The organism is Actinacidiphila sp. bgisy167 (assembly GCF_057707665.1).
Window position 1 is genome coordinate 53805 of record NZ_JBYIQP010000011.1, and the last position, 22823, is coordinate 76627.

The 22823-nt window shown below is 71.7% G+C and carries 20 protein-coding genes and 1 pseudogene; 11 read left to right on the plus strand and 10 right to left on the minus strand.

What is annotated here, in order from left to right; translation table 11 throughout:
• Positions 1–379: 379 nt before the first annotated feature.
• The 6 genes from AC3ET4_RS06725 to AC3ET4_RS06750 form a co-directional block, all read right to left on the minus strand.
• On the minus strand, positions 380–1525 hold the full coding sequence (locus AC3ET4_RS06725; protein WP_431946946.1) for a PLP-dependent cysteine synthase family protein: 1146 nt from the start codon (positions 1523–1525) through the stop codon (positions 380–382).
• Complete coding sequence (locus tag AC3ET4_RS06730) at positions 1518–2270, minus strand: class II glutamine amidotransferase (protein WP_431946948.1); 753 nt, start codon at positions 2268–2270, stop codon at positions 1518–1520. Before AC3ET4_RS06730 ends, AC3ET4_RS06725 begins: the two co-directional genes overlap by 8 nt.
• A gap of 230 nt (positions 2271–2500) precedes the next feature.
• A complete protein-coding gene (locus AC3ET4_RS06735; RefSeq protein ID WP_431946950.1) occupies positions 2501–3328 on the minus strand; it encodes an amino acid ABC transporter permease in 828 nt (275 codons plus the stop codon).
• 147 nt (positions 3329–3475) lie between these two features.
• Complete coding sequence (locus AC3ET4_RS06740) at positions 3476–4117, minus strand: amino acid ABC transporter permease (protein ID WP_431946952.1); 642 nt, start codon at positions 4115–4117, stop codon at positions 3476–3478.
• 6 nt (positions 4118–4123) lie between these two features.
• Entirely contained in the window at positions 4124–5086 is a 963-nt protein-coding gene (locus AC3ET4_RS06745; RefSeq protein WP_431946954.1) for a glutamate ABC transporter substrate-binding protein, read from the minus strand.
• A 139-nt stretch (positions 5087–5225) separates the two neighbouring features.
• A complete protein-coding gene (locus AC3ET4_RS06750) occupies positions 5226–6014 on the minus strand; it encodes an amino acid ABC transporter ATP-binding protein (protein ID WP_431947027.1) in 789 nt (262 codons plus the stop codon).
• Between the two features lie 130 nt (positions 6015–6144).
• On the opposite strand from AC3ET4_RS06750, the gene AC3ET4_RS06755 reads away from it, so the two are divergent.
• The 5 genes and pseudogenes from AC3ET4_RS06755 (at position 6145) to AC3ET4_RS06775 (ending at position 12672) form a co-directional block, all read left to right on the plus strand.
• Positions 6145–7131: a LysR family transcriptional regulator gene (locus AC3ET4_RS06755; RefSeq protein WP_431946956.1), complete on the plus strand. Its 987-nt coding sequence runs from the start codon at positions 6145–6147 to the stop codon at positions 7129–7131.
• Between the two features lie 372 nt (positions 7132–7503).
• The gene (locus AC3ET4_RS06760; protein WP_431946958.1) at positions 7504–8406 is read left to right on the plus strand and encodes a metallophosphoesterase family protein; all 903 of its coding nucleotides are present in this window, start codon (positions 7504–7506) and stop codon (positions 8404–8406) included.
• Positions 8407–8670: 264 nt separating this feature from the next.
• The gene (locus tag AC3ET4_RS06765; RefSeq protein WP_431946960.1) at positions 8671–10533 is read left to right on the plus strand and encodes an alkaline phosphatase family protein; all 1863 of its coding nucleotides are present in this window, start codon (positions 8671–8673) and stop codon (positions 10531–10533) included.
• Between the two features lie 282 nt (positions 10534–10815).
• Positions 10816–11579: pseudogene (locus AC3ET4_RS06770) on the plus strand (dienelactone hydrolase family protein).
• Between the two features lie 232 nt (positions 11580–11811).
• On the plus strand, positions 11812–12672 hold the full coding sequence (locus AC3ET4_RS06775) for an alpha/beta fold hydrolase (RefSeq protein WP_431946962.1): 861 nt from the start codon (positions 11812–11814) through the stop codon (positions 12670–12672).
• Here AC3ET4_RS06775 and AC3ET4_RS06780 read toward each other — a convergent pair.
• Positions 12667–13560, minus strand: a complete 894-nt coding sequence (locus AC3ET4_RS06780; RefSeq protein WP_431946964.1) for a class I SAM-dependent methyltransferase — start codon at positions 13558–13560, stop codon at positions 12667–12669. The genes AC3ET4_RS06775 and AC3ET4_RS06780 overlap by 6 nt on opposite strands.
• Positions 13561–13724: 164 nt before the next feature.
• On the opposite strand from AC3ET4_RS06780, the gene AC3ET4_RS06785 reads away from it, so the two are divergent.
• Together AC3ET4_RS06785 and AC3ET4_RS06790 are read left to right on the plus strand one after the other, a co-directional pair.
• Complete coding sequence (locus AC3ET4_RS06785) at positions 13725–15602, plus strand: ABC transporter ATP-binding protein (protein WP_431947029.1); 1878 nt, start codon at positions 13725–13727, stop codon at positions 15600–15602.
• Between the two features lie 90 nt (positions 15603–15692).
• The gene (locus tag AC3ET4_RS06790; RefSeq protein ID WP_431946966.1) at positions 15693–16022 is read left to right on the plus strand and encodes a hypothetical protein; all 330 of its coding nucleotides are present in this window, start codon (positions 15693–15695) and stop codon (positions 16020–16022) included.
• Between the two features lie 159 nt (positions 16023–16181).
• On the opposite strand, the gene AC3ET4_RS06795 is transcribed toward AC3ET4_RS06790, so the two are convergent.
• Positions 16182–17075, minus strand: coding sequence for an endonuclease/exonuclease/phosphatase family protein (locus AC3ET4_RS06795; RefSeq protein ID WP_431946968.1), 894 nt, complete (start codon positions 17073–17075; stop codon positions 16182–16184).
• A gap of 461 nt (positions 17076–17536) precedes the next feature.
• Here AC3ET4_RS06795 and AC3ET4_RS06800 point away from each other — a divergent pair, with 461 nt between their 5' ends.
• The gene (locus AC3ET4_RS06800) at positions 17537–18625 is read left to right on the plus strand and encodes a DNA polymerase III subunit beta family protein (RefSeq protein ID WP_431946970.1); all 1089 of its coding nucleotides are present in this window, start codon (positions 17537–17539) and stop codon (positions 18623–18625) included.
• Between the two features lie 52 nt (positions 18626–18677).
• Here AC3ET4_RS06800 and AC3ET4_RS06805 read toward each other — a convergent pair whose 3' ends face one another.
• Positions 18678–19121 carry a HupE/UreJ family protein gene (locus tag AC3ET4_RS06805; protein WP_431946972.1) on the minus strand — a complete coding sequence of 148 codons (444 nt, stop codon included), beginning with the start codon at positions 19119–19121 and terminating at the stop codon, positions 18678–18680.
• A 199-nt stretch (positions 19122–19320) separates the two neighbouring features.
• Here AC3ET4_RS06805 and AC3ET4_RS06810 point away from each other — a divergent pair, with 199 nt between their 5' ends.
• The 3 genes from AC3ET4_RS06810 to zwf all read left to right on the plus strand — a co-directional run bounded on the left by AC3ET4_RS06810 (position 19321) and on the right by zwf (position 22509).
• The gene (locus AC3ET4_RS06810) at positions 19321–19641 is read left to right on the plus strand and encodes a WD40 repeat domain-containing protein (RefSeq protein ID WP_488175909.1); all 321 of its coding nucleotides are present in this window, start codon (positions 19321–19323) and stop codon (positions 19639–19641) included.
• A gap of 371 nt (positions 19642–20012) precedes the next feature.
• Positions 20013–21044, plus strand: a complete 1032-nt coding sequence (gene gnd, locus AC3ET4_RS06815; RefSeq protein WP_431946976.1) for a phosphogluconate dehydrogenase (NAD(+)-dependent, decarboxylating) — start codon at positions 20013–20015, stop codon at positions 21042–21044.
• 7 nt (positions 21045–21051) lie between these two features.
• Entirely contained in the window at positions 21052–22509 is a 1458-nt protein-coding gene (gene zwf, locus AC3ET4_RS06820) for a glucose-6-phosphate dehydrogenase (RefSeq protein WP_431946978.1), read from the plus strand.
• A gap of 54 nt (positions 22510–22563) precedes the next feature.
• On the opposite strand, the gene AC3ET4_RS06825 is transcribed toward zwf, so the two are convergent.
• A complete protein-coding gene (locus tag AC3ET4_RS06825) occupies positions 22564–22806 on the minus strand; it encodes a hypothetical protein (RefSeq protein WP_431946980.1) in 243 nt (80 codons plus the stop codon).
• Positions 22807–22823 lie beyond the last annotated feature (17 nt).

The following is a 22823-nucleotide window of genomic DNA, read 5'->3' on the forward strand; positions in this document are numbered from 1 at the left end:
TCCTTCCCCATCGGGCGCCGCACATCCCCTGAGGAGACGCCAGCACCCGACCGCGCAACAAACGGACACCAGCAGCAAAAGAGGTCGGGGCTGAGCCGATCCACCGGACCCTCGATGGCCCTCCACGGTTCCCCGAACTTTAGTAAGCCTTTTTCACCTGGGGGAATAAGAGAGTGTTTCGCGTTTGTGAAGCGGGTCGGGTCAAGGGCGACCCGGCGTTCTGGTCCGGCCCGTGCGGACGACGGCCACCGGCTGATCCCAGCACAAAGGGAAACAGCCCGTGCGAGTGGAACGCACGGGCCGGAAGCACTGGATTTACCCTGCTCGAGTGTGCAACTCCGATCTGCACTCGGGCGGGTGAGCGCACGCCTCGGCGTTTTCAGGCGGGGATGGCACCGGTTTTCAAAAACCGTTCGAGCGCCTCCGTGTACGGCGCCGTCTGCAACCCCTGACCGGCCAGCCAGCCGTCGGAGTAGTAGGTGTCCAGGTACCGGTCACCCGGATCGCAGATCATGGCGACGACGCTTCCCGAGCGACCCGTCGATCGCAATTCGCCGACAATACGCATCGCCGCCCACAGCCCCGTGCCCGTCGAACCCCCGGCGCGTCGTCCGGTGAGGCGTTCCAGCATAGTCAGCGCGGCAATTGAGGCCGCATCAGGAACGAGCATCATGCGATCCACGATCTGCGGCAGGAAACTCGGCTCCATCCGGGGACGTCCGATCCCCTCGATACGGGAGCCGCCGGGACGCACGGTGTCCGGATCGCCGCTGACCCAGCCGTCGAAGAACGCCGATTTCTCCGGGTCGGCGACGCACACCCGGGTGGAGCGCTCGGTATAGCGAACGTAGCGGGCGATGGTCGCCGAGGTCCCTCCGGTGCCGGCGGTGGTGACGATCCACTCCGGCTCAGGATGCCGTTCCTTGCGCAGCTGGGCGAAAATGGACTCGGCGATGTTGTTGTTGCCCCGCCAGTCGGTCGCCCGCTCGGCATAGGTGAACTGGTCCATGTAATGGCCCCCGCTGACGGCGGCGAGCCGCGCAGCGGTCTCGTGGACCTCTGCCGCGGAGTCGACCAGATGGCATCGACCGCCTTGTTGCTCGATCAGCCGCTGCTTGGCACGGCTGGTGGAGCGCGGTATGACGGCGATGAACGGAACGCCGACAAGGGCGGCGAAGTACGCCTCGGAGACCGCGGTCGATCCGCTGGACGCCTCGATCACCGGACGCCCCGGGAGGATCCACCCGTTGCAGAGGGCGTAGAGGAAGAGCGACCGTGCCAGGCGGTGCTTGAGACTGCCGGTCGGGTGGGTCGACTCGTCCTTGAGGTAGAGCTCGACGTCCCACTCCTCGGGGAGCGGCAGGCGCACCAGGTGCGTATCCGCCGAGCGGTGAGCGTCGGCGTGCAGCTTTCCCACGGCCTCGCTCACCCATGCCCGATGAACGTCGTTGCTGCGGTCCACGTCCAGTGTGGTGGCCGCGTCGGCTCCCGCTGCCGGGCGTGTGCCCGCATGCGCCTTAGACATCGTGCACCACCACGTCCCGGTTCTCCGCCGAGATCTCCATGACGCATCCCACGGGCGCCTGCCGGCTCACCGCGTCCGGCCGGAGCGCACCCTCCGAGCCGATCACCAGCCTGCCGCCCTCGGTGCGGTGGTAGAGGTCGAAGTACGTCGCGCCCCGCCGCTGGATGACCTCGGAGTCCGGGCTGTGCTCGTTGTACGCGAACAGACCGGAAGGTGTGAGCAGCAGGCAGTTGAGGCTGACGTATGCGTCCGCGAGCATGCGGATCTCCTCGGCGGTCCTGGCGACAGCCTTGGCCGGCGGTGTTCCCCTGTCGAGCAGCGTGCGGACAGCGAGGTAGTAGCGTTCGCTGTCGGTGTCGCCCTCCGCCGTCCTGAGCAGGTCCGGGTCGATGGACGTGTCGAGTATCTTCCTGGGGTTGAAGTCCCCGTTGTGCAGGAAAGCGGCTCTGGCGTCACCGAACGGATGGGTGTTGCCCTGGTGCACAGGCAGTCCGGGGCTGGCCATGCGGAGATGCACGACGGCCATGTCGGTCACGCAGGTGTCCAGCAAGGACCTGAGCTTGGCGCTGCGGTCTCCGCGCTCGGGTTCTTTCGTGATCCGGATCGCCCCGTGCGAGTCACGGTAGGCGACGCCCCATCCGTGCTCGTGCTCGCACGCCATGGCGAGAAACGGTTCCAGGTCACCGGTGAGCAGTTCGCTCACCGGTGCGGGTCTGTCGGCGACGACGCCCAGGAAACGGCACATGCGAGATCTCTTTCTGTTCTTCTGTGTGCGTCAGTGTGGTGAGGTGAATCGGTGGGCAGCCCTGGCTCGGGAGTCGCGAGGCTTCACGCAACGGCGACAGCCGGCAGGGCCCCGCCCGGCCGGGGTACAACGGCCGCTTGCGTCGCCGGACAAGGCGGCAAGACGCAGCGGAGCTGCGGCGACCGACGACGCCACCAGGCGAGAGCCGTCGATCCGCGACGCCGCTCCGCCTATACGCGCGGGCTCTTACCGCCGATGCTCCGCTCCAGCCGTCCGGCGGCTGACGCCAGCGCGCAGTTGAGGACCACGTAGACGGCGGCCACCACCAAGTAGGCCTGGACCACGGTGTGGTTGAACTCCCCGAGCACCTTGGCGGCGTTCAGCAGCTCCAGGAAGCTCACGACATAACCCAGGGTGCTGTCCTTCAGCAGCCGGATCAGCTGGCTGACCAGGGCCGGTGCGGTCAACCGCACCGCCTGGGGCACCACGACACAGCGCATCGCCGTCCAATGACCGAGGCCGAGGGCGTACGCCGCCTCGGTCTGACCAGGCGGCAGCGCACGGACTCCGGCCCGGAAGATCTCGGCGAACACCGCTGCGTTGGTCAGCACGATCGGCCACACCAACTGCCAGAACAGCGGGACGTGCAGGTTCGCGCTGGGCAGGCCGAAAAGGAACGCGTAGATGAGCAGCAGCAGCGGAACAGAGCGCAGCACCTCGACGTACACCGACGCGGGCCATCGAAGCAGCGGCGTACGAGCCATGCGCGCCAGCGCCAGCAGAGCACCGCAGGGCAGCGCGATCGCACAGCTGACGAGCGTGACCTGGGCCGTCGCCCACAGCGCGGTCAGCAGGTAGCGAATGACCGGCCACTGGCCGAAGACACGCCACTTGTCCCCGTCCAGCTGGCCGTGGGCCGCGAACTGGTGCACCACCACCACCGCGGCGGCGGCGATACCGGCCAGCGAGACGGCGGTGCCCACCGCGATCCTCCGCCGGCCGCGCGGGCCCGGCGGGTCGAAGAGGCCTTCGTCCTCCCCTTCGAGTCGGGCGAGCACCGCGGGCACGGTCCGGAGGCGGGCCGCGCCGCGCCGGTTGGCCTTGGCTGACAGATCAGACGGCGCGGACGGTGGTGAGTCCGCAGTCAGGTCCGCCCGTCCTGCCACCGTCCCGCCCGCAGGTGCGTTCAGTGAGGGGGTCAATGCTCAGGACACCAGCCTTCGGTCGAGGGCCCCGGCCACCCGGCCGATGCACAATGCGAGAGCGACATAGCAGACCGCCGCGGCGCCGAAGGTGACCATCGCCTGTGCGTATTGCTGGTCCAGCAACTGCGTCTGGCCGGTGAGTTCGTCGGTCACGCCCACGGCGGCGGCGAGCGAGGAATTGAGCAGTACCGCGATGAGCAGGGAGGCCACCGGCTGGATGACCGACCGCAGTGCCTGCGGGAGGATCACCAGGCGGAGGGTCTGGCCGAATCCCAGGCCCAGCGCACGAGCCGCCTCGATCTGTCCACGCGGAACCGCTCTGACCCCCGACCTCAGCACCTCGCAGAAGAAGGCGGCCCAGTACAGGCCCATCGCGGTCACCGCGGTCCAGAACAGCGAGTAGACCAGCCCGATCTCGGGGAGCCCGAAAACGAACAGGGTGAGCAGCACGAGCAGCGGGACACTACGGACCGCGGACACGTAGAACCGTCCGAGCAGTCGCAGCGGCACAACCGGGCTGACACGGCAGAACGCCAGGAACGCGCCGATCAGTGCCGCGAGGACGAAGGTACAGGCGCTGATCTCCGCGGAGACCAGCAGCCCGTGACCGAACACGCCCAGGTGGGCGACGACGAAGGTCATGACAGATCAGTCGATCGTGGGCGGGGTGGGAGCCGGGCCGGGCACCTGGGTACCGACGGTGGCCTTCCACACCTTCGCCCAGGTGCCGTCGGCCTCGACCTGCTTCAGCCAGTTGTTGACGAAGGCCTTGAAGTCGGGGTCGTCGAGCGAGAGCCCGATGCCGTAGGGCTCCTGGCTGTAGGTGCCGGGGAGTACCTCGAGGCCGGGGTTGGACAGTGCGTTGCCCGCGAGGATTCCCTGGTCGAGGACGTAGGCGTCGGCCCGGTGCTGGCTGAGCGCCTGAACGCACTCGGTGTTGGTCTCGAACAGCTGAATCTTGGCCGAGGGCGCGGCTGCCTTAATGGCCGTCGGCACAGTCGACCCGGATTGGGTGATCACCGTCTTGCCGGCCAGGTCCGCCAGCGACTTGATGCCCGTGGTCCCCTTACGGACCTGGATGGCAAGGCCGTCGGTGTAGTAGGGGCCTGCGAAGTTGACGAGCTTCTCGCGCTCGGCAGTGATCGTGTAGGTGGCGAAGACGGCGTCCACCTGGTGGCTCTTCAGCAGCGCCTCGCGCGTCTGTGCGGTGACGTTGACCAGCTTCGTCGACGGCTTGCCGATGATGTACTTGGCGAGCAGCCGGGACATCGCCGCGTCGAAACCCTCGACCTTGCCGGTCGTCGGGTCGAGCAGGGAGAAGAGCGCGGCGGTCTGGGTACCGCCAACGGTGAGCGTACCGCGCTCCTTGATCTTGGCCGCGGTGGATCCCGCCGGTATCTGCGAGGCATCGGCCGGCTTCTCAGCGGCGATCAGCGCATCGATGGCCGATCCGTCGATGGCCGCCGGACGGGCTGCCTTCCCTCCCGGCACGGCCTCGGTCGTCGCGGATCCGCTGGAGCAGGCGGTCGAGAGCAGGGCGACCGCGGCGAGGGCAGCGGCGGCGGCGGCACGGCCTCTGCTGGTACGGGGGACTTCTCTGGACGTGGTCATGTGCAATCTCCTGTCGGGATGACGAGTTGGCGGATCGACGTACGAAAACCACGGCGGTCGGCGGTCGGAGCTGTGGCGGAAGCGGGGACAGCCGCTGCAGGAACAGCCGCGGACCTGGAGGGGCCCATCGGGGTGTCCGTCAGTGCTGCAACACCCTCGACAGGAACTCCGTGGCCCGTTCGTGGCCGGGTTGCTCGAAGAAGCGTTTCGGCGGGGCGATGTCGAGGATTCGGCCCGCGTCCATGAAGACGACCCGGTCGGCGACCTCGCGGGCGAAGCCCATCTCATGCGTGACCACCAGCATGGTCATTCCGCTGGACGCCAGCTCGGTGAGCACATTGAGGACTTCCTGGATCATCTCCGGATCCAGGGCCGAGGTGGGCTCGTCGCACAGCAGGACCGACGGTTCCATGGCCAGCGCCCTGGCGATGGCGACTCGCTGCTGCTGGCCTCCGGAGAGCTGAGGGGGGTGGGCGTCGGCCTTGTCGGCCAGGCCGACCCGGGCCAGCAGCCGTCGTCCCCGCTCCTGCGCCTCCGCACGCGACAGGCCGCGCACCTTCACCGGAGCCAGTGCGATGTTCTCCAGGGCCGTCAGGTGCGGAAAAAGATTGAACGACTGGAAAACCATGCCCGCGTCGGCCCTCAAGCGGGACAGCGCACGCCCCTCGGCCGGCAGGGGGACCCCCGACACCTCGATGGTGCCGGACGAGATCGTCTCCAGGCGGTTGACGCAGCGGCAGAGGGTCGATTTCCCTGACCCCGAGGGGCCGATGATCGCCACCACCTCTCCGCTGTGCACGTCCAGACTCACATCGTGGAGCACCTGGGCCGTGCCGTAGTACTTGTTCACGCCCCGCAGACGCACCAGCGGGGCTCGGTCCGCCCCCGCGGCGGCGGAAGAGGCCACGGGGTTGTCAGAGGGTTCGATCACAACGGGGCTCCTGCGATACAGCGCCGAGACAGCCTGTCGAGGGCCAATTCCAGTCGATCACCCGCGCATATGTCCAACGGGTCATTTTTCGTGGACTCATCAAAAGTCTTTATGGTTTCATCTGCGTGTGGACGTACAGCAGCTTCGCGTGCTCGCCGAGGTCTCGCGCACCGGCTCCTACACAGCCGCGGCCCAGGCCTTGGGCTACACCCAGCCCGCGGTGAGCTACCAGATGCGCCGCCTGCAGCAGTCCGTGGGTGCCCCGTTGGTCGTGCGCGTCGGGCGGGGGCTGCAACTCACCGAGATAGGGCACGCGCTGGTCCGCCACGCCGACACGATCTTCTCTGCTCTCAGAGCGGCCGACCAGGAGATCTCCGCGACCGTCGCGCGCAGGGGCGGCCTGGTGCGCCTGGTGGCCTTCCAGAGCAGCTGCGTCACGCTCATGCCACGCGTCATCGAACGGCTGGGCACACTGAGTCCGGATATCCGCATCACCCTGACGCAGGCTGAACCGATCGACGCGCGGAAACTGATCAGGAGCGGCGAGGGAGAACTCGGCCTGCTCTGCAACTGGGAGAACGAAAGCCTGCCGGAGGGAGAGGAGACCATGCTCCGGCTGGAACTGTTCACCGACCGCCGTTGCGTCCTCATGCGCGAGGATCACCCCCTGGCCGGCCAGGAGACCATCCACCTCGCCGACCTGGCGGACAGCGACTGGGTGATGGAGAGCATCCGGGACCGCTTCACGGCCGCATGCACCAACCTGGGTTTCTCACCCCGCGTGGTCGCCACGGTGGACGATGCACTGGCCATCCAGACCCTCGTGGCCTCCGGGCTCGGTATCAGTCTGATGAACGAACTGGCCCTGCGTTCCTACGTCGTTCCCGGGCTCGTCCATCGCCCGCTGAAGAGCTGGCCGCTTCGTCGCACCTACCTGCTCCTGTGGCCGGACATGCTCCAGGTCCCTGCGGTAGCCGCTACGATCCGGGCGGTGCAGTCCGTGGTCCGGTCCGAGTGGGAGCCTGTCTGGGGCCCGGAGAAACCAGCGGCCGACGGCACCCCGATCATCGACCTGGCCCCCCGGTGTGATGGGCCCGCGGGGGCCCATCCGTGAACCGCGGTGGCCCGGGGGATGCGTGCGGTCACTGGGCGACTCCGAGGAGCTGACCGCCCGCGCGCGCCGGTCCCGCGGGATGAGGCGGGACCGGGCGACCGGACCCTCCCGCACCGCGGTGAGGGGATCCACGCGGGGACGAAGAAGCCCCCGAAGACAAAGCACGCCCCAACCCGGAAGTCCAGGGTGGGACGCCCGTCGTGGCGCCGTCAGCTGGTACCGGCACCAATACCGGGATGAGCCCGGCCGCGCACGTCATGCGGTGGCGCAACCGCCTCGCCGCCCCGTGACCGGGTCCCGTCGCGCGCTGCCCCGCCCGCTGCGCGACGCCGCCCGGTGACGGCGCGGCGCGATCCGGGTACCGTACGCGCAATGCGGATCCTGCATCTCTCGGACACCCACCTCGACCGTTTCGGCTCACCGCAGGCGGGTGGGGTCAACGCGAGGGAGTCGCTGCGCGGACTGCTCAACGACCTCGAGCCGGTGGCGGACATCGACGTCATCGTCATCAGCGGCGACATCGCCGACGACGGGTCGCTGGACGCGTACCTCTCCGTGCGCGACATCGTCCGGGACTTCGCCCTGCGCCGCCAGGCACCGGTGTTCTACAGCACGGGCAACCACGACGAGCGGCGCGCCTTCGCCCGGGCGCTGGGCAGCGGGCACCTGCGCCCGGACGGCCGCAACCACGCCCTGACGATGCTCACCTCGCCCGCCGGGGAGCGGGCGGCCGTGAGCCTGGTGGACGGCTACCGCTTCGTCACGCTCGACTCGCTCGTGCCCGGGATGGGTTACGGCCTGCTCGGCGGGGCGCAGCTCGCCTGGCTGAGGGAGGTCCTGTCCGTACCGGCCCCCATGGGCAGCGTGCTGGTGCTGCACCATCCGCCGATCACGCTCGACGTCGAGGTGCAGCGTGCGCTGGGCCTGCGCAACCCCGGTGAGCTGGCCGACGCGATCCGCGGCACGGACGTCCGGCTGATCCTCTGCGGCCACTTCCACCTCCAACTGTCCGGGCACCTGGAGTCCGTGCCGGTGTCGGTGACGCCCGGGGTCGTCGGCCGGGTCGACCTGACCGCGCCGACCGGCACCGAGCGCGCCGTCCGGGGAGCCTCCGCGACCTTGGTCGAGATCGGCGCCCACGGCGGGCCGCTGATCCACACCCTGCACGCGCGCGACCCACGCGCCGGCGAAACGATCTACGAGCTCGACCGGCAGGAGGTCCGTACGATCATCGAACGCCTGGGACCGGGCGCCCGGACCGAGCACGGCGGCTGACCTCATGCGGGTGTCCCGCCGTTGCTCCCACCCGCTTCCCTGGCGACTCCTGACGCCGTCCGCTCGACGGCGGGTCAGGAGGGGCCCGGGCCGCCCCGGCCTGCCCCTTTCCGTAAAGATCCGCCCATATGTTGGGCCGTTCTCGTGATGCGCCGAGTCCGGGTGAACGGGGGCGGCCGGCGGGCCGTACAGGCTTGTCGGCGGCCCGGGCTCTCCCGTCCGGGTCGCCGTCCCTCACTGTGGCTCGCTCGGAAGGAACGTCGGGTGTCGCTCTCCAGCGCTCATCAGCGACCGTCAAGGGACCAGGCGGCGTCGACGGAGCGACAGCCCCCGGACGGGACCCCGTCGAAGACGGCCGAAGCGGAGCCGGGGGAGCCGGCGGAAGCGGCAGAAGCGGATTCACCCGCCCCGGAGGCAGCCGCCGGCGGCGGTGCGGAGGAGGAACAGGGCACGCAGGGGGACTCCGGCGCGCCGGGCTCGCCCACCCGCCGCCGGGAGCGGCATCCGGGCGTCCGGCGCGCCGCGTCGTGGAGCCTCACGGCCCTCGCCGCCGTCCTGGTGCTCTCCGCCTTCCTGATGCCCGATCGGCTCTCCCGTCTGACCGTCTCGCATTTCGCCCGTGTCCCGGCGGAGCCGATCCTGCTGGCCGCCCTGCTGCTCGTGCTGCCGCCCCGGCCGCGGCGCGCGGTGGCGGTGCTGACCGGTGTCGTCCTCGGTTGCCTGCTCGTCCTCGACTGCGTGGACATGGGCTTCCACCAGACGCTGCGGCGCCCCTTCCACCTGCTGTTCGACTGGCCGCTGTTCGCCGACGGGCTGTCGTTCCTGAAGGACTCGGCCGGGCGGAAGACCGCGTACGGCGCGCTGGCCGCGGCCCTGGTCGCCGTCCTCGCCCTGCTCGTCCTGATGCCGCTGGCGGTGGTGCGGCTCACCAAGGTGATGGCGCGGCACTCCCCGGTGGCACGCCGCGGCGCCCTGGTCGCCGGCGTGGTCTGGATGACGTGCGCGACCCTCGGCATCCAGGTCGCCGGGACGAACCTCGCCGCCAGGAACGCCAGTCTGCGGGTGCGGGGCCACGTCGATCTGGTGCGGCAGGGCCTGGCCGACCAGAAGGCGTTCGCGACGAAGCTTGCCGACGACCCGTTCGCGAAGCTCCCGCCCGAGCGCCTGCTGTCCGGACTGCGCGGCAAGGACGTCATCTTCACGTTCGTCGAGAGCTACGGACGCGGCGCGGTCGAGGACCCGGCGCTGGCCACGGGGATCGACGCGGTGCTCCGCGACGGCACCCGCCGGCTCGCCGACGCGGGGTTCTCCGCCCGCAGCGGCTGGCTGAGCTCCCCCGTCACCGGAGGGGGCAGTTGGCTCGCCCACACCACCTTCCTGTCCGGGCTGTGGGTCCCGGACCAGCAGCGCTACCGCTATGTGAGTTCCAGCGACCGGATGACCCTGACCAGCGCCTTCAAACGCACCGGCGACTTCCGGACGGTCGGCATGATGCCCGGCGTCACCCGGGCGTGGCCAGAGGGCCGGTTCTTCGGCCTGGACCACGTCCACGACTCGCGCGGCATGGGCTACCGGGGGCCCAAGTTCAGCTGGTCGCCGGTGCCCGACCAGTACACACTGTCGGCCTTCGAGCGCCTGGAGCACCGGAAGGCGGCCCGCCGGCCGATGATGTCGGAGGTCGTCCTGGTCTCGAGCCACACCCCGTGGGCCCCGATCCCCCGCATGATCGACTGGGACCGGGTCGGCGACGGCTCGGCCTACCACGCCGTCAAGAAGGAGGGCAGGGACCCCAAGGAGGTCTGGAGGGACCCGGCGCAGGTGCGCCGGGAGTACGGCAGGGCGATCCAGTACTCGCTCACCAGCCTCATCGAGTTCATGACGAGGTACGGCAACAGGAACACCGTGCTGGTCTTCCTCGGCGACCACCAGCCGGTGCCGGCGGTCGTCGGTGTCGACGCCGGCCGGGACGTGCCGGTCGCCGTCGTCGCCCACGACCCCGAGGTGGTGGACCGGGTGTCCGGCTGGGGATGGAGCGAGGGGCTGCGGCCCGCGCACGACGCGCCCGTTTGGCGGATGGACGCCTTCCGCGACCGCTTCCTGAGCGCGTTCAGCGCCCCGCAGCCGTAGCCGCGCGGCCCGCGGCCCGCGGCCCGGGTCCCGTCGTCCACCGCCGGCCAGGAGGCCGCGCGGGGCGCGACGGGCCCCCGGGGTCGCACCGGGGCGGCACTGGGGAAGACCGGCTGCCCGCGCGCCCATGGCCGTGGTAGCGTCACCGCGCAGTGACGACCGAGGAGGTGAGAGCAATCAACGCTGTATCAGGCCGGGTGCTCCCCTCCCGCACGGCTGCGCGGACCCTCTGACGCAGGTGTCCCCGGGAGTGCCCGCAGGCATCCCGAAAGGCACCGATCCATGCGCATCACCTCGCAGACGACCGCCGACGGCATCTCGGAACACCACTTCGTCCTGGGCGACATCACCGGTGTGCTCTGGTCCCCCGCCGGCGCGGACGGCGACCGCCCGCTGATTCTGCTGGCCCACGGCGGCGGCCTGCACAAGAGGGCCCCGGGCCTCCTGGCCCGCGCCCACCACCATGTGACCGCCGGGGGCTTCGCGGTCGCCGCCATCGACGCGCCCGGCACGGCGACCGCCCGCGCACCGCCGCCGACGAGGCCGCCGCGGCCCGCATCAGGGATGCCGTGGCCTCCGGCAGACCCGCCGCCCCGCTCGTCGCGTCCCACAACGCGGCGCTGGCCGCCCGCGCCGTCCCGGAGTGGCGCGCCGCCCTCGACGCCCTGCAGGGCCACGGCCGCGTCGGCCCCGACGTCCCGGTCGGGTTCTGGGGCCTGTCGCTGGGAACCGCCGTCGGCGTGCCGCTCGCGGCCGAAGAACCCCGGATCACCGCAGCCGTGCTCGGCCTGCTCGGCCACGAGTCCCTGGCCGGCGCGGCGGGCCGGATCACCGTCCCGGTCCGCTTCCTCCTTCAGTGGGACGACGAGCTGGTGCCGCGGGCGTCGGCCCTCGCCCTCTTCGACGCCTTCGCCTCCCGCGACAGGACCCTCCACGCCAACCCGGGCGGGCACCGCGACGTGCCGGAATCCGAGGTGGAGAGCGAGCACCGCTTCTTCGCCGACCGTCTCACCCGGGCCCCCGGTGCACGGCGCGCACGCCTCTGACGCCCGGCCGCCCACCGCCCTCGTCCGGCACGACGCCCCTCGCCCGGCACGACGCCCCTCGTCCGGCACGGCGCCTCGCCCGGCACGGCGCCTCGCCCGCCACGACGCCCCTCGCCCGGCACAACGACTCGCCCGCCACGACGCCCTTCGCCCGGCACAACGACTCGCCCGGCACGGCGCCCCTCGCCCGGCACGGCGCCCTCGCCCGGCACCGCTCCGAAAGGACTTCGCCATGCCCTTCTTCCCCTCCTACGACGGCGCCGAGCTCGCCTACCACGTGCTCGGCTCAGGCCGCCCGCTGCTGTGCCTGCCCGGTGGGCCGCAGGACTCGGTGTACCTCGGCGACCTCGGCGGCCTGTCCGCGCACCGGCGGCTGATCAGGCCGGACCTGCGCGGCACGGGCCTGTCCGGGCTGCCGGAGGACCTCGCCTCCTGCCGCTGCGACCGGCTCGTCGACGACGTCGAGGCCCTGCGCACGCACCTCGGCCTCGGCCGGATGGACGTGCTCGCCCACAGCGCCGGGGCGAACATCGCCGCGCGGTACGCCGCCCGGCATCCGGGAAACGTCGGCAGGCTCGTCCTCGTCACCCCGAGCGTCCAGGCCGTCGGCATCCCCGTCTCCGGCGGCCTCCGGCGCGAGACGGCCCTCCTGCGCCGGGACGAACCGTGGTTCGCCGAGGCGTTCGCGGCCCTGGAGGCCATCACGGCGGGCGAGGCCACCGCCGAGCGGTGGCAGGCGATCGCGCCGTTCTCCTACGGCCGCTGGGACGAGGCGGCACAGGCCCACCAGGCGGCCGAACGGACGCAGACGAGGGACGAGGTGGTGGCCGCGTTCGGCGCCGAGGGGGCCTTCGACCCGGACGGCACCCGAGCCGCGCTCGCCCGGCTGGCGGCGCCCGTCCTGCTGCTGGCCGGCGAGACCGATCCCGGGGCGCCCCCGGCCGCGGTCGCCGCGTACGCCGGCCTGTTCCCGGACGCCGCGCTCGTCGTCCAGCCCGGCGCGGGGCACTTCCCCTGGCTCGACGACCCCGGCCGCTTCGTGGCGGCCGTCGCGGACTTCCTGGCGGACGGGGCCGAGGTCAGGGCCTCATGACGTACGCCGGTGCCGGGCTGCCCGTACCGCGCGCACCAGCACCGGCGGAACGAGGTCCTTGGCGATACGGCGCGCGGCGCGGGCCCGTTCCCCGGCCCGGGACGCGTGGCCGCGGGGCGGCGCGTGGCGGGAGACCGGCGCGGCCGGGGCCTTCGCCCCCGTCCCCCTGATGCGGATCAGGGGCGCGCCCGCCACCTGGTCCACGGCGTGCCACAGGTCCTGACGCGTCCTCAGCCAGCTCAGCAGCTCCTCGCCCGCCGGGGCCGGGTCGCCCCAGGTGCCGTAGAGCTTGGTGCTCGTGACCACGATGGGCTTGAGTCCCGACGTCGCCACCGCCGCCCAGACGGCGGCGGCGACGCCCGGGCAGTGCTCGCTGCGGAAGTCGTCGAAGGCCGCGATGCCCTCGGGGGCCAGCAGCTCGCGCGTCGCCTCGATGTCACCGCGGACGTGCTCGTACAGATGCGAGGCGTCGACGTGCACGAAGCGGCAGCTGCCGGCGTCGACGTGCGAGGTGATCACCGAGGTGGGTCCCTGCACCATGGTGGGGAGCCGGTCGTGGAAGGCCAGGTAATTCGTTTCGAAAGCGCGCCGGGTCAGCGTCGCGTAGGCCTTGTCCATCTCGGCGCTGTTGGGGTCGTCGACCGCCGGGGAATCCCACAGGTCGCAGACGGTGAAGCGTTCCCCCGGGCGGAGGTAGTTCCCCGTGAAAATGGCGCTCTTCCCCAGATAAGCGCCGAGTTCCAGTAGGTCGCCCCGGTGCTCCCGGTCGCTCTGCCGCCGCAGGAACCAGTCGAAGAGCAATTGGTCCACGGGCCAGAACCAGCCTTTGACGTCCGCGAACCGCTGCGGCCGCGGAATTCCGTCCACGGTTTCTCCCGCATGTGGCATGAAGGCTCCCTGGAGAGGTGCTCCGCCGAACTGATCGTGAGGATATCGATCCGCGGCCCGTATCGTGGGACGCCGCCTCGCGAGGGCATCGCGCCGCCCGCGCCCGCCGTGCCGGGGCCGCTTGACCTCAAGGGCGGTCGAGGTTCTACGGTCGGTCCATGAGCATGGAAACCACGGCCTGGACACAGCTGCACAGCGTCATGAACGCCACGCAGGACCGCCGTCCCCTGGCCCGCGACACCCTGCGCCGCGTCGGCGCCTTCGCCAGGCCCCACCGGCGCCGCATCAGCGCGTTCGTCCTGCTGAGCATCGTGACCGCGCTGCTCGCCGTGGCGACCCCGGTCCTCGCCGGCCGGGTCGTCGACGCGATCGTCTCCGGCGGCGACCCCGGGCGGGTCACCACGCTCGCCGTGCTCATCGCCGTGATCGCCCTGGCCGAGGCGGGCCTCGGGCTGCTGGGGCGCTGGCTGTCCGCGAACCTCGGCGAGGGCCTCATCCTCGACCTGCGCACCGCCGTGTTCGACCATGTCCAGCGCATGCCGGTGGCCTTCTTCACGCGGACCCGCACCGGGGCCCTGGTCAGCCGTCTCAACAACGACGTGATCGGCGCCCAGCGCGCGTTCAGCAACACACTCTCCGGGGTCGTCGGCAACGTCGTCACCCTGCTGCTGACCCTCGGCGTCATGCTCACCCTGTCCTGGCAGATCACCCTGCTCGCCCTCGTCCTCCTCCCGGTCTTCGTCGTCCCGGCACGCCGGATGGGCACCCGCATGGCGCGCCTCCAGCGGGAGGCCGCGGCCCACAACGCCGCCATGAGCACCCGGATGACCGAGCGCTTCTCGGCTCCCGGTGCCACCTTGGTGAAGCTCTTCGGGCGGCCCGCGGACGAGTCGGCCCGCTTCGCCGAACGTGCGAGCCGGGTCCGGGACATCGGCGTGCGGACGGCCATGGCGCAGTCGGCCTTCATCACGGCGCTCACCCTCGTCTCCGCCCTCGCGCTGGCGCTCGTCTACGGGCTGGGCGGGCACTTCGCGCTCACCGGCGCCCTCGACGCCGGCTCCGTCGTCACCCTCGCCCTCCTCCTCACCCGGCTCTACGCGCCGCTGACCGCGCTCGCGGGCGCCCGCGTCGACGTCATGAGCGCCCTGGTCAGCTTCGAGCGGGTCTTCGAGGTGCTCGACCTCGAGCCCCTCATCACCGAGGGGCCGGACGCCCGCCCGGTGCCGGACGGGCCGGTCGCCGTCGAGTTCGAGGACGTCCACTTCGGCTACCCGTCGGCCGACAAGGTGTCGCTGGCCTCGCTGGAAGAGGTGGCGACGCTGGACACCCGCAACGGCGGCAAGGTCCTCCACGGGATAACCTTCCGCGCCGAGCCCGGCCACACCGTCGCCCTCGTGGGCTCGTCCGGCGCCGGGAAGTCGACCATCGCGCAGCTGCTGCCCCGCCTGTACGACGTCGACGCCGGCGCCGTCCGCGTCGGCGGCGTCGACGTCCGCGATCTGACGGCCGCCTCCCTGCGCGCCACGGTCGGCATGGTCACCCAGGACGGCCACCTCTTCCACGACACCATCCGCGCCAACCTGCTGCTCGCCGCGCCCGACGCCACCGACGGCGAACTGCGCGACGTCCTGCGCCGCGCCCGTCTCGACGGTCTCGTCGCCGAACTCCCCGACGGCCTCGACACCGTCGTGGGCGAGCGCGGCTACCGCCTCTCCGGCGGCGAGCGCCAGCGCATGACCATCGCCCGGCTGCTGCTGGCCGGCCAGCGCGTCGTGATCCTTGACGAGGCCACCGCGCACCTGGACAGCACCTCGGAGGCGGCCGTCCAGGAAGCCCTCGCCGAGGCCCTCGCCGACCGCACGGCCGTCGTCATCGCCCACCGCCTGTCCACGGTGCGCGCCGCCGACCTGATCCTCGTCGTCGAGGCCGGCCGGATCGTGGAGCGCGGCACCCACACCAAGCTCCTGGCGGCGGACGGCCGGTACGCGGAGCTGTACCGCACGCAGTTCCAGGAGGAGGCTGTGCCGGGCGCCTTGAGCTGACACGCTCCGGTATCGGACCGTCGCCCGTCCCGGGGGGGATGCGATCCTCACGCTCGCCTTTTCGACACGACGAAGCGGAAGCCCACGGACATGCGCGATCTCCTCCCCGAAGCCCCGAAGAAGCAAGACTGGTTCACCCAGATACGGAACCTACCCGTGTGGCAAGGGGTGCTCGTGGCAATGCCGTTCGGGCTGCTGTTCATCGGCGGCGCGATCGGCGGCGCCCTCGGGGCTTTGGGGGCCGTGGCCAACCTGAGGCTCGCCCGGACCTCGCTGGCGCCCGCGGCGAAGGCCCTGAGCATGGCGGGCGTCGTCGTCGGCTGCGTGATCGTCTACTTCGCCGTCGCGGCCGCGCTCGCGGCGGTGTTGCAGGGCGGTGCGCCGCCCCCGTTTCGCGTCAGGGCCACGAATTCCCGGTGACGCGCCGCTCGGCTCACCCCGGGGTGGTGGCTTCCACCGATCGACGATGTCCTGCTGCATCTTGGATGGGCAGCCGGCGCCGGCGGGCGGGACGGCGTGCGGGCTCGACCGCGACCGGCTCCGCCCCGTGACCGGGCGGAGCCGTCCCCGGGCGTCCGGTCAGGGCTTGACCAGGACCTTGCTGATCAGCGGCAGGTGGTCGGAGGCCGTGGGGTCGCTCTGCACGACGCGCGTGACGAGCGGCTTGACCTCGTCGGTGGTGTAGATGGCGTCGATGCGCTCGGTCGGGGCCTCGGCCGGGTAGGTCGCGCCTTCTGCCGGGCCGTGTGCCGTACGGGCCCACGCGTCGGTGTAGTGCGACTGCAGAGGCTGCGACTCGGGCGCGTCCGGCAGGGCGTTGAAGTCGCCGACGAGGACGGCCGGCTGCTTGTCGCCTATCAGGTCGACGATCTGCGGGGTCTGCTGGAGGCGGTCGGTCTGCGAGCTGGCGGCCAGGTGGGTGCAGTAGAAGTGGACGGACTTGCCCCGCACGTCCAAGGTGGCGTGCAGCAGGCCGCGCTGCTCCTGCCCGGGCGAGTTGTAGAGCCAGGTGTTCTCCGACGCCGTGATCGGGTAGCGGGACAGGATCGCGGTGCCGTACTGGATCCGGTGGTCGCTGCCGGCCGGGGGCGCCTTGTCGATGTTGGCGCCGAACACGACGTGGTAGCCGAGCAGCTTCGCCAGATCGGCGGCCTGGTCGGCCCAGTCGCTGCGTGCGGAGTAGTGGTTGTCGACCTCCTGCAGCCCCACCACGTCGGCCCCACTGCTGCGGACGACGTCCGCGACGCGCGGGACGTCGAGCACGTCGTCGGTGCCCTGGGCGTGGTGGATGTTGAACGTCATCACGTCCAGCACGCGCGCGCCGCGCCCCTCGGCGGCGGGGGCGTGCCCCGTGGTGGCCGAGGCGGCGCCGGTGGTGGCGGCGGTGAGCGCGCAGACGACGGCGAGTGCGGACAGGGTGCGGCGGAGCATAGGGGGTCCTTCTGGGACGGCTTCGAGGAACTCACCGATCATGGTCGCGCCTCCTGGCGACCGCGTGACGGCCAGGTGAAGTCCTCGTCCCCTCCCGGTGTCGGAGGCGGCACGCGGACAACCGGTGCACTGTCGGCCCTAGTCTCCGCGCGGGTTTGAGTGCTGCGCCGGTTCGAGCGGGACGGGGAGGGCGGCGGAGTTGGGCGGTCATTCGCCATCAGGTCGATCCGTCTTCTCTGTATGACCATGACATGCCACCAGGGTGCGGGACATGCGTCTTCGTCACCTCGCCGCCTTCGGTCTAGCGGTCGCCCTCGGCCCGCCCGCTGCAACCCCGTGAACGCGCCGAAGCCCTGCCGCTCCGTGGAGAGCTGACCGACGACGTGAGCACTGCCGCAGGGGCCGGACGCGCGCCGTCCGGCCCCTGCGGCACTGGCGGCTCCGGGATCCGTGTTGACCCTCGACCTGGTGGAGGAGGCAGAGTCCCCGGTGTGGAGAACGACATGCGCAGTATCGGTGAGCTGGCCCGGGACAGTGGACTGGGCGTGAGCGCGCTGCGGTTCTACGACACCGCTGGGGTGCTCGTCCCGGCCCGTGTGGACCCGTCGAGCGGTTACCGCTGGTACGTCCCCGAGCAGCTCGCGGAGGCCCGGTTGCTGGCGCGGCTGCGCCGGACGGGCATGCCCCTGGCGGACGTCCGCCTGGTGCTGGCCGCCTGGTCCGGAGCGGACACCGGTCTCGTCCGGAAGCTGCTCGAGGCCCAACTGCGCCGACTGGAACGGGGGCTGTCCGACGCCCGCGCCGAGTTCTCCGCGATCCGGGCGCTACTCGACCGCAAGGAGAACCTCATGACCGCTCCCGTCACCGACGCCGCCGTCCGCCTGGCCGTCCCTTCTCCGGACCTGGCCGCCGCACTGGACGCGGTCCGCTTCGCCGCCGGGACCGATCCCGAGCTGCCGGTGCTCGGCGGTGTGCTCTTCGACATCGAGGGCGATGCGCTCCACGTCGTCGCCACCGACCGGTACCGGATGGCGGTCGCGCGGACCGCCGTCACGGGGCACGGCGGGCCCCGCCGGCAGGTCGTCGTGCCGTCCCCGCTCGCCGGGGCCATGCGGGCCCTGCTGGACGGAGACCAGGCGTCCGTCGACCTCACGGTGGACGGTGACCTGGTCGTCCTGGCGGCAGGCGACCGCCAGGCCGCCGGTCGCTGCCTCGACCACGACTTCCCCGACTACCGCCGCATCGTGCGGCTGCCGGAGGGGCGCCGCGTCCTCGTCGACGTCCCGGCCCTGCGCTCCGCGCTGGAGACCGGGCCGGTACGCGCCGGCGAGGCGCGGGAACAGGACGGAGCCGCCCCCGCCGTCAGCATGCTCACGGTGGCCGCCGACGGCACGGTGGGCGTCTGCGAGGACGGCGAGGAGGGCCCCGACGACATCGCCGTCAACCGCGAGTACCTTCTGCAGGCACTCGCGGCCGGAGCCTCGGAGCGGCTGGAGCTGCAGTTCGGCGCTCCCACGGCCCCCCTGGCGATCCGCCGGCCGGACGCCGAGGGCACGTTCTCTCTCCTGATGCCCGTCCGCCTGGAGGCCTGAGCGCGCACGGCCGCCCGCTCGCCGTCACACCGCCACGGCCACCCGCTCGCCATCACACCGCCACGGCCGCCCGCTCGCAGAACCAGTAGCCGCTCACGAGCACGATGGGCGCCGTCATCGCGGGCAGGGCCCAGCGGTGGGCCGGAGTGCGGCGCAGCAGCGCCAGGAGCGGGAAGGCCAGGGCGATGACGGCGAGCTGCACGACCTCGACGCCGAGGTTGAAGCTGAGCAGCGACCGCCGGCCCGCCGTCCCGGACTCGAGCGGTCCGGAACGGCGGGCGGTGCCGCGGGCTGTCGCGCGAAGCCCGGACGGGCGGTACGTCGCCACCTTGACCGGGCACAAGACCCTGCGCCTCTGGGATGCCGTGAGCGGTCGGGAGATGCACCGGATCGTCCACAACAAGTACCTGAGCTCGTTGGCCTTCAGCCCGGACAGTACCCGGATCGCTGCGGCGGGGGAGTGGAGGGCGGGCCCCTGGCTGTGGGACACCGACACCGGTGACCTCCTGTCAGAGGGGCGAGGATGCGGAGCCGTCCACATCACGTTCAGTCCGGACGGCACAAGGCTGGTGACCGCGAGGCCGAGAACCTGGGGTAAGGGGTGGACGGTCTCGATCCAGCATGTGACCGACGGCAAGGAGCTCACGAGCTTCCGGACCCGTGACACATCCCAGCACTGCAGCGGGAGTCTTGCAATGAGCCCGGATGGACACCGACTCGTCGTGGCGGGTGGGACTCACACGTTCGTCCACGACTCGCTCACCGGGCGAGAACTCATCAAGGTCGACCACGGCTACTCGGTGGTGTGCTCTGTGGCGTTCAGCCCCAACGGCGACTGGTTCGCCACCGGCGTCGGCAAGACGGCGCGGCTCTGGGACAGCCGGGCGGGCGAGGAACTCCTCAAGATCACACACACCAAACCGGTGGTCTGTGTGGCCTTCAGCCCCGACGGCACCCTCCTCGCCGCCGCAGGCCGCGACGGGGCCGCGCAACTCTGGTCGCTCACCGAGGGCTGAGCCTCCCCCGTCGGCAGCGACCGCCCCGCAGCCCGGCCTCCGCCAGAGCGCGGGCAGAACGGTGGGAACGCCCGCCCCGTATGACGGCCCCGGGACCGGCCGCGCACGGGGCGCGGGGCACCGCGCGGCGCCTCGGCCACGTCACCGGGACGGCCCAGCGCACCCACGTCGCCCACACCACCGCGCGGCCCCCGGTGAAACGGGACATCGCAGGTCAGGGCCACCCTCCCCCCTCCCGCGCCGGTCGGCCGGCGCCGCCTCTCTTATCGCACCGAATGTCGCGGATGGGTAGATTTTCGAGGAGCCGCCCGAGGCGTGGCGCAATCAACCCTTCGGCCCGTCGAGGCCGCCGGAGAACGGGGAAACCGACGATGGCCACTGACTCACCCGTGCAGCTCGGCATGATCGGGCTCGGTCGCATGGGCTCCAACCTCGTGCGCCGGCTGATGCGCGACGGCCACTCCTGCGTCGTCCACGACCTCAACCGCGACGCCGTGCTGGAGCTGGAGAAGGAGGGCGCGACCGCCGCCGCCTCCCTCCAGGACTTCGTGGCGAAGCTGGCACCGCCCCGGAAGGTGTGGCTGATGCTCCCGGCGGGGGTCGTGCAGTCGACGCTCGACGAGCTCACCGCCCTGCTGCAGCCCGACGACACCGTGGTCGACGGCGGCAACTCCTACTACCGCGACGACATCGCCCGTGCCCGGCAGCTCGCCGGGCGCGGGATCCACTACGTCGACTGCGGCACGTCCGGTGGCGTCTGGGGGCTCGAACGCGGCTACTGCCTGATGATCGGCGGCGAGGACGAACCGGTGGCGCGACTGGACCCGGTCTTCCGCACCATCACGCCCGGCCGGGGCGACGCCGAGCCCACCCCCGGGAGGACCAGGACCGACGGAACGGCTCCCGAGGGCTATCTGCACTGCGGGCCGAGCGGCGCCGGCCACTTCGTGAAGATGGTCCACAACGGGGTGGAGTACGGGATGATGGCGGCCATCGCCGAGGGCCTCAGCATCATCCGGCACGCGGACGCGGGGCTCGGGCGCAGGGCCGTCGACGCCGAGACGGCGCCGCTGCGCGAGCCCGAGGCGTACCAGTACGAGATCGACGTGGCCGAGGTCGCCGAGGTGTGGCGGCGCGGCTCGGTCGTCGGGTCCTGGCTGGTCGACCTCGTCGCGGACGCGCTCGCCCGCTCGCCGGAACTGTCCCAGTACACGGGCCGGGTCTCGGACTCCGGGGAGGGCCGCTGGACGGTCCAGGCGGCGATCGACGAGAGCGTGCCCGCCCCCGTCATCAGCGCCGCGCTCGCCGAGCGGTACGCGTCGCGGGGCTTGGGCGAGTTCGGCGGCAAGGTGCTGTCGGCGATGCGCGGCGAGTTCGGCGGCCACGCCGAGAAGGCCGGGTGAGGGCGCCGTGGCGCACCGCTCCCCCTCCCCGAGTCACGGTCCGGTCCCCGACGACCACGTGGTGGTGCTGTTCGGCGCGACCGGCGACCTCGCCCGGCGCAAGCTGCTGCCCGGGCTGTTCCACCTCGCCAAGGCGGGGCTGCTGCCGACCCGTTACCGGATCGTCGGCTCCGCGCCGGCCCAGAGCGCGCTGAGCGGCGAGGAGTTCCGCAAGCACGCACGCGAGGCGGTCGCGGAGTTCGGCCGCTCGAAGCCCGAAGGCCGCGCGTGGCAGGAGTTCGAGGCCGCCCTGTCCTTCGGCGCGTGTGATCCGGGCGCCGCGGAGCCGCTGCTCGCGGCCGTGCGGGAGGCCGAGCAGGCCATCGGCGGCGAGCCTCGGCGGCTGTTCCACCTCGCGGTGCCGCCGAGCGCCTTCACCTCCGTGGTGGAGACGCTGGGGGCGACCGGCCTCGCCGAGGGCGCCCGGGTGATCGTGGAGAAGCCCTTCGGCACGGACCTCGCCTCGGCACGCGCCCTCAACGCGTCGATCCACGCCGTCTTCGACGAGTCCCGGGTCTTCCGCATCGACCACTTCCTGGGCAAGGAGTCGGTCGACAACATCCTCGCCCTGCGTTTCGCCAACGGCCTCTTCGAGCCGGTCTGGAACCGCGACCACATCAGTTATGTGCAGATCGACGTGCCGGAGAGCATCGGCATCGAGGGCCGCGCGCAGTTCTTCGAGGGCACCGGAACCTTCCGGGACATGATCGTCACGCACCTGTTCCAGTTGCTGGGGTTCGTGGCCATGGAGCCGCCCACGGCGCTGCAGGCGAGCTCCCTGAGGGACGAGAAGGAGAAGGTCTTCCAGTCGCTGCAGCCCGTGGACCCGGCGCATGTCGTCCGCGGGCAGTACGAGGGGTACCGGTCGGAGCCGGGCGTGGACCCGGAGTCGGACACCGAGACCTTCGTCGCGCTGCGCGTCGGGATCGACAACTGGCGCTGGGCGGGCGTCCCCTTCTATCTGCGCTCGGGCAAGTCCATGGGCGAGTCGCGGCATGTGGTGACGCTGGGCTTCCGGGAACCGGCGCTGCGCATGTTCCCTCTGGCCGCGCGCGGGCACTCCGGGGCCCGGAGTAACACGCTGATGATCGACTTCGACGACCCGGGCCGGATCACCGCGTCCTTCCTGGTGAAGGAACCAGGCCCCGCGATGCGCCTGCGCGAGGCGGAGATGGTCTTCGCCTACGCCGACTCCTTCAACACGATGCACGCGCTCGAGGGCTACGAGCGCCTGCTGCTGGACGCGATGCTGGGCGACCAGTCGCTGTTCACCCGCTCCGACGGCATCGAGCGCCTGTGGGAGGCGTCCACCCCGCTGCTGGAGAACCCGCCCCCGGTCGAACCGTACGCCCCGGGATCGTGGGGCCCGGACAGCGTCCGCCGGCTGATCGCGCCGCACCACTGGAGCCTGCCGGGCCGGGGGTGAGGGACAGGCGGCCGGTCGGGCCCCGCGTGCCCCGGGAGCCGGCCGCGGAAAGCGTCACCGGCGGACAGCCGCCCCCGCCGGGGTGGACGCACGGTGGCCGAGGACGGTGCGGTCGGCCGCGGCATCCGTCGGGACCGCCATCGCTGTCAGCGCGCTCACCCGCCCCGGCCTGCCCGCGCCGGCGCCGGCGCCCGCGTCCTGCCGTGCACCACGCTGCGCACCGCGGTGCCGCACGGCATCCTCGACGGTGTACGCGGTGGCGCGGACCTGCCGCCCGCCGAGCGCCGGGAGAACCACCGACGTGAGGATGCGAG

What these genes read in the sequence shown, in the direction of transcription:
- AC3ET4_RS06785 (WP_431947029.1), top strand. Translation starts at nt 13,725, where the DNA reads ATGGAAACCACGGCCTGGACACAGCTGCACAGCGTCATGAACGCCACG.
- AC3ET4_RS06730 (WP_431946948.1), bottom strand. Translation starts at nt 2,270, where the DNA reads ATGTGCCGTTTCCTGGGCGTCGTCGCCGACAGACCCGCACCGGTGAGC.
- AC3ET4_RS06725 (WP_431946946.1), bottom strand. Translation starts at nt 1,525, where the DNA reads ATGTCTAAGGCGCATGCGGGCACACGCCCGGCAGCGGGAGCCGACGCG.
- AC3ET4_RS06810 (WP_488175909.1), top strand. Translation starts at nt 19,321, where the DNA reads ATGAGCCCGGATGGACACCGACTCGTCGTGGCGGGTGGGACTCACACG.
- AC3ET4_RS06760 (WP_431946958.1), top strand. Translation starts at nt 7,504, where the DNA reads ATGCGGATCCTGCATCTCTCGGACACCCACCTCGACCGTTTCGGCTCA.
- AC3ET4_RS06800 (WP_431946970.1), top strand. Translation starts at nt 17,537, where the DNA reads ATGCGCAGTATCGGTGAGCTGGCCCGGGACAGTGGACTGGGCGTGAGC.
- AC3ET4_RS06740 (WP_431946952.1), bottom strand. Translation starts at nt 4,117, where the DNA reads ATGACCTTCGTCGTCGCCCACCTGGGCGTGTTCGGTCACGGGCTGCTG.
- AC3ET4_RS06780 (WP_431946964.1), bottom strand. Translation starts at nt 13,560, where the DNA reads ATGCCACATGCGGGAGAAACCGTGGACGGAATTCCGCGGCCGCAGCGG.
- gnd (WP_431946976.1), top strand. Translation starts at nt 20,013, where the DNA reads ATGGCCACTGACTCACCCGTGCAGCTCGGCATGATCGGGCTCGGTCGC.
- AC3ET4_RS06790 (WP_431946966.1), top strand. Translation starts at nt 15,693, where the DNA reads ATGCGCGATCTCCTCCCCGAAGCCCCGAAGAAGCAAGACTGGTTCACC.
- AC3ET4_RS06775 (WP_431946962.1), top strand. Translation starts at nt 11,812, where the DNA reads ATGCCCTTCTTCCCCTCCTACGACGGCGCCGAGCTCGCCTACCACGTG.
- AC3ET4_RS06745 (WP_431946954.1), bottom strand. Translation starts at nt 5,086, where the DNA reads ATGACCACGTCCAGAGAAGTCCCCCGTACCAGCAGAGGCCGTGCCGCC.
- AC3ET4_RS06795 (WP_431946968.1), bottom strand. Translation starts at nt 17,075, where the DNA reads ATGATCGGTGAGTTCCTCGAAGCCGTCCCAGAAGGACCCCCTATGCTC.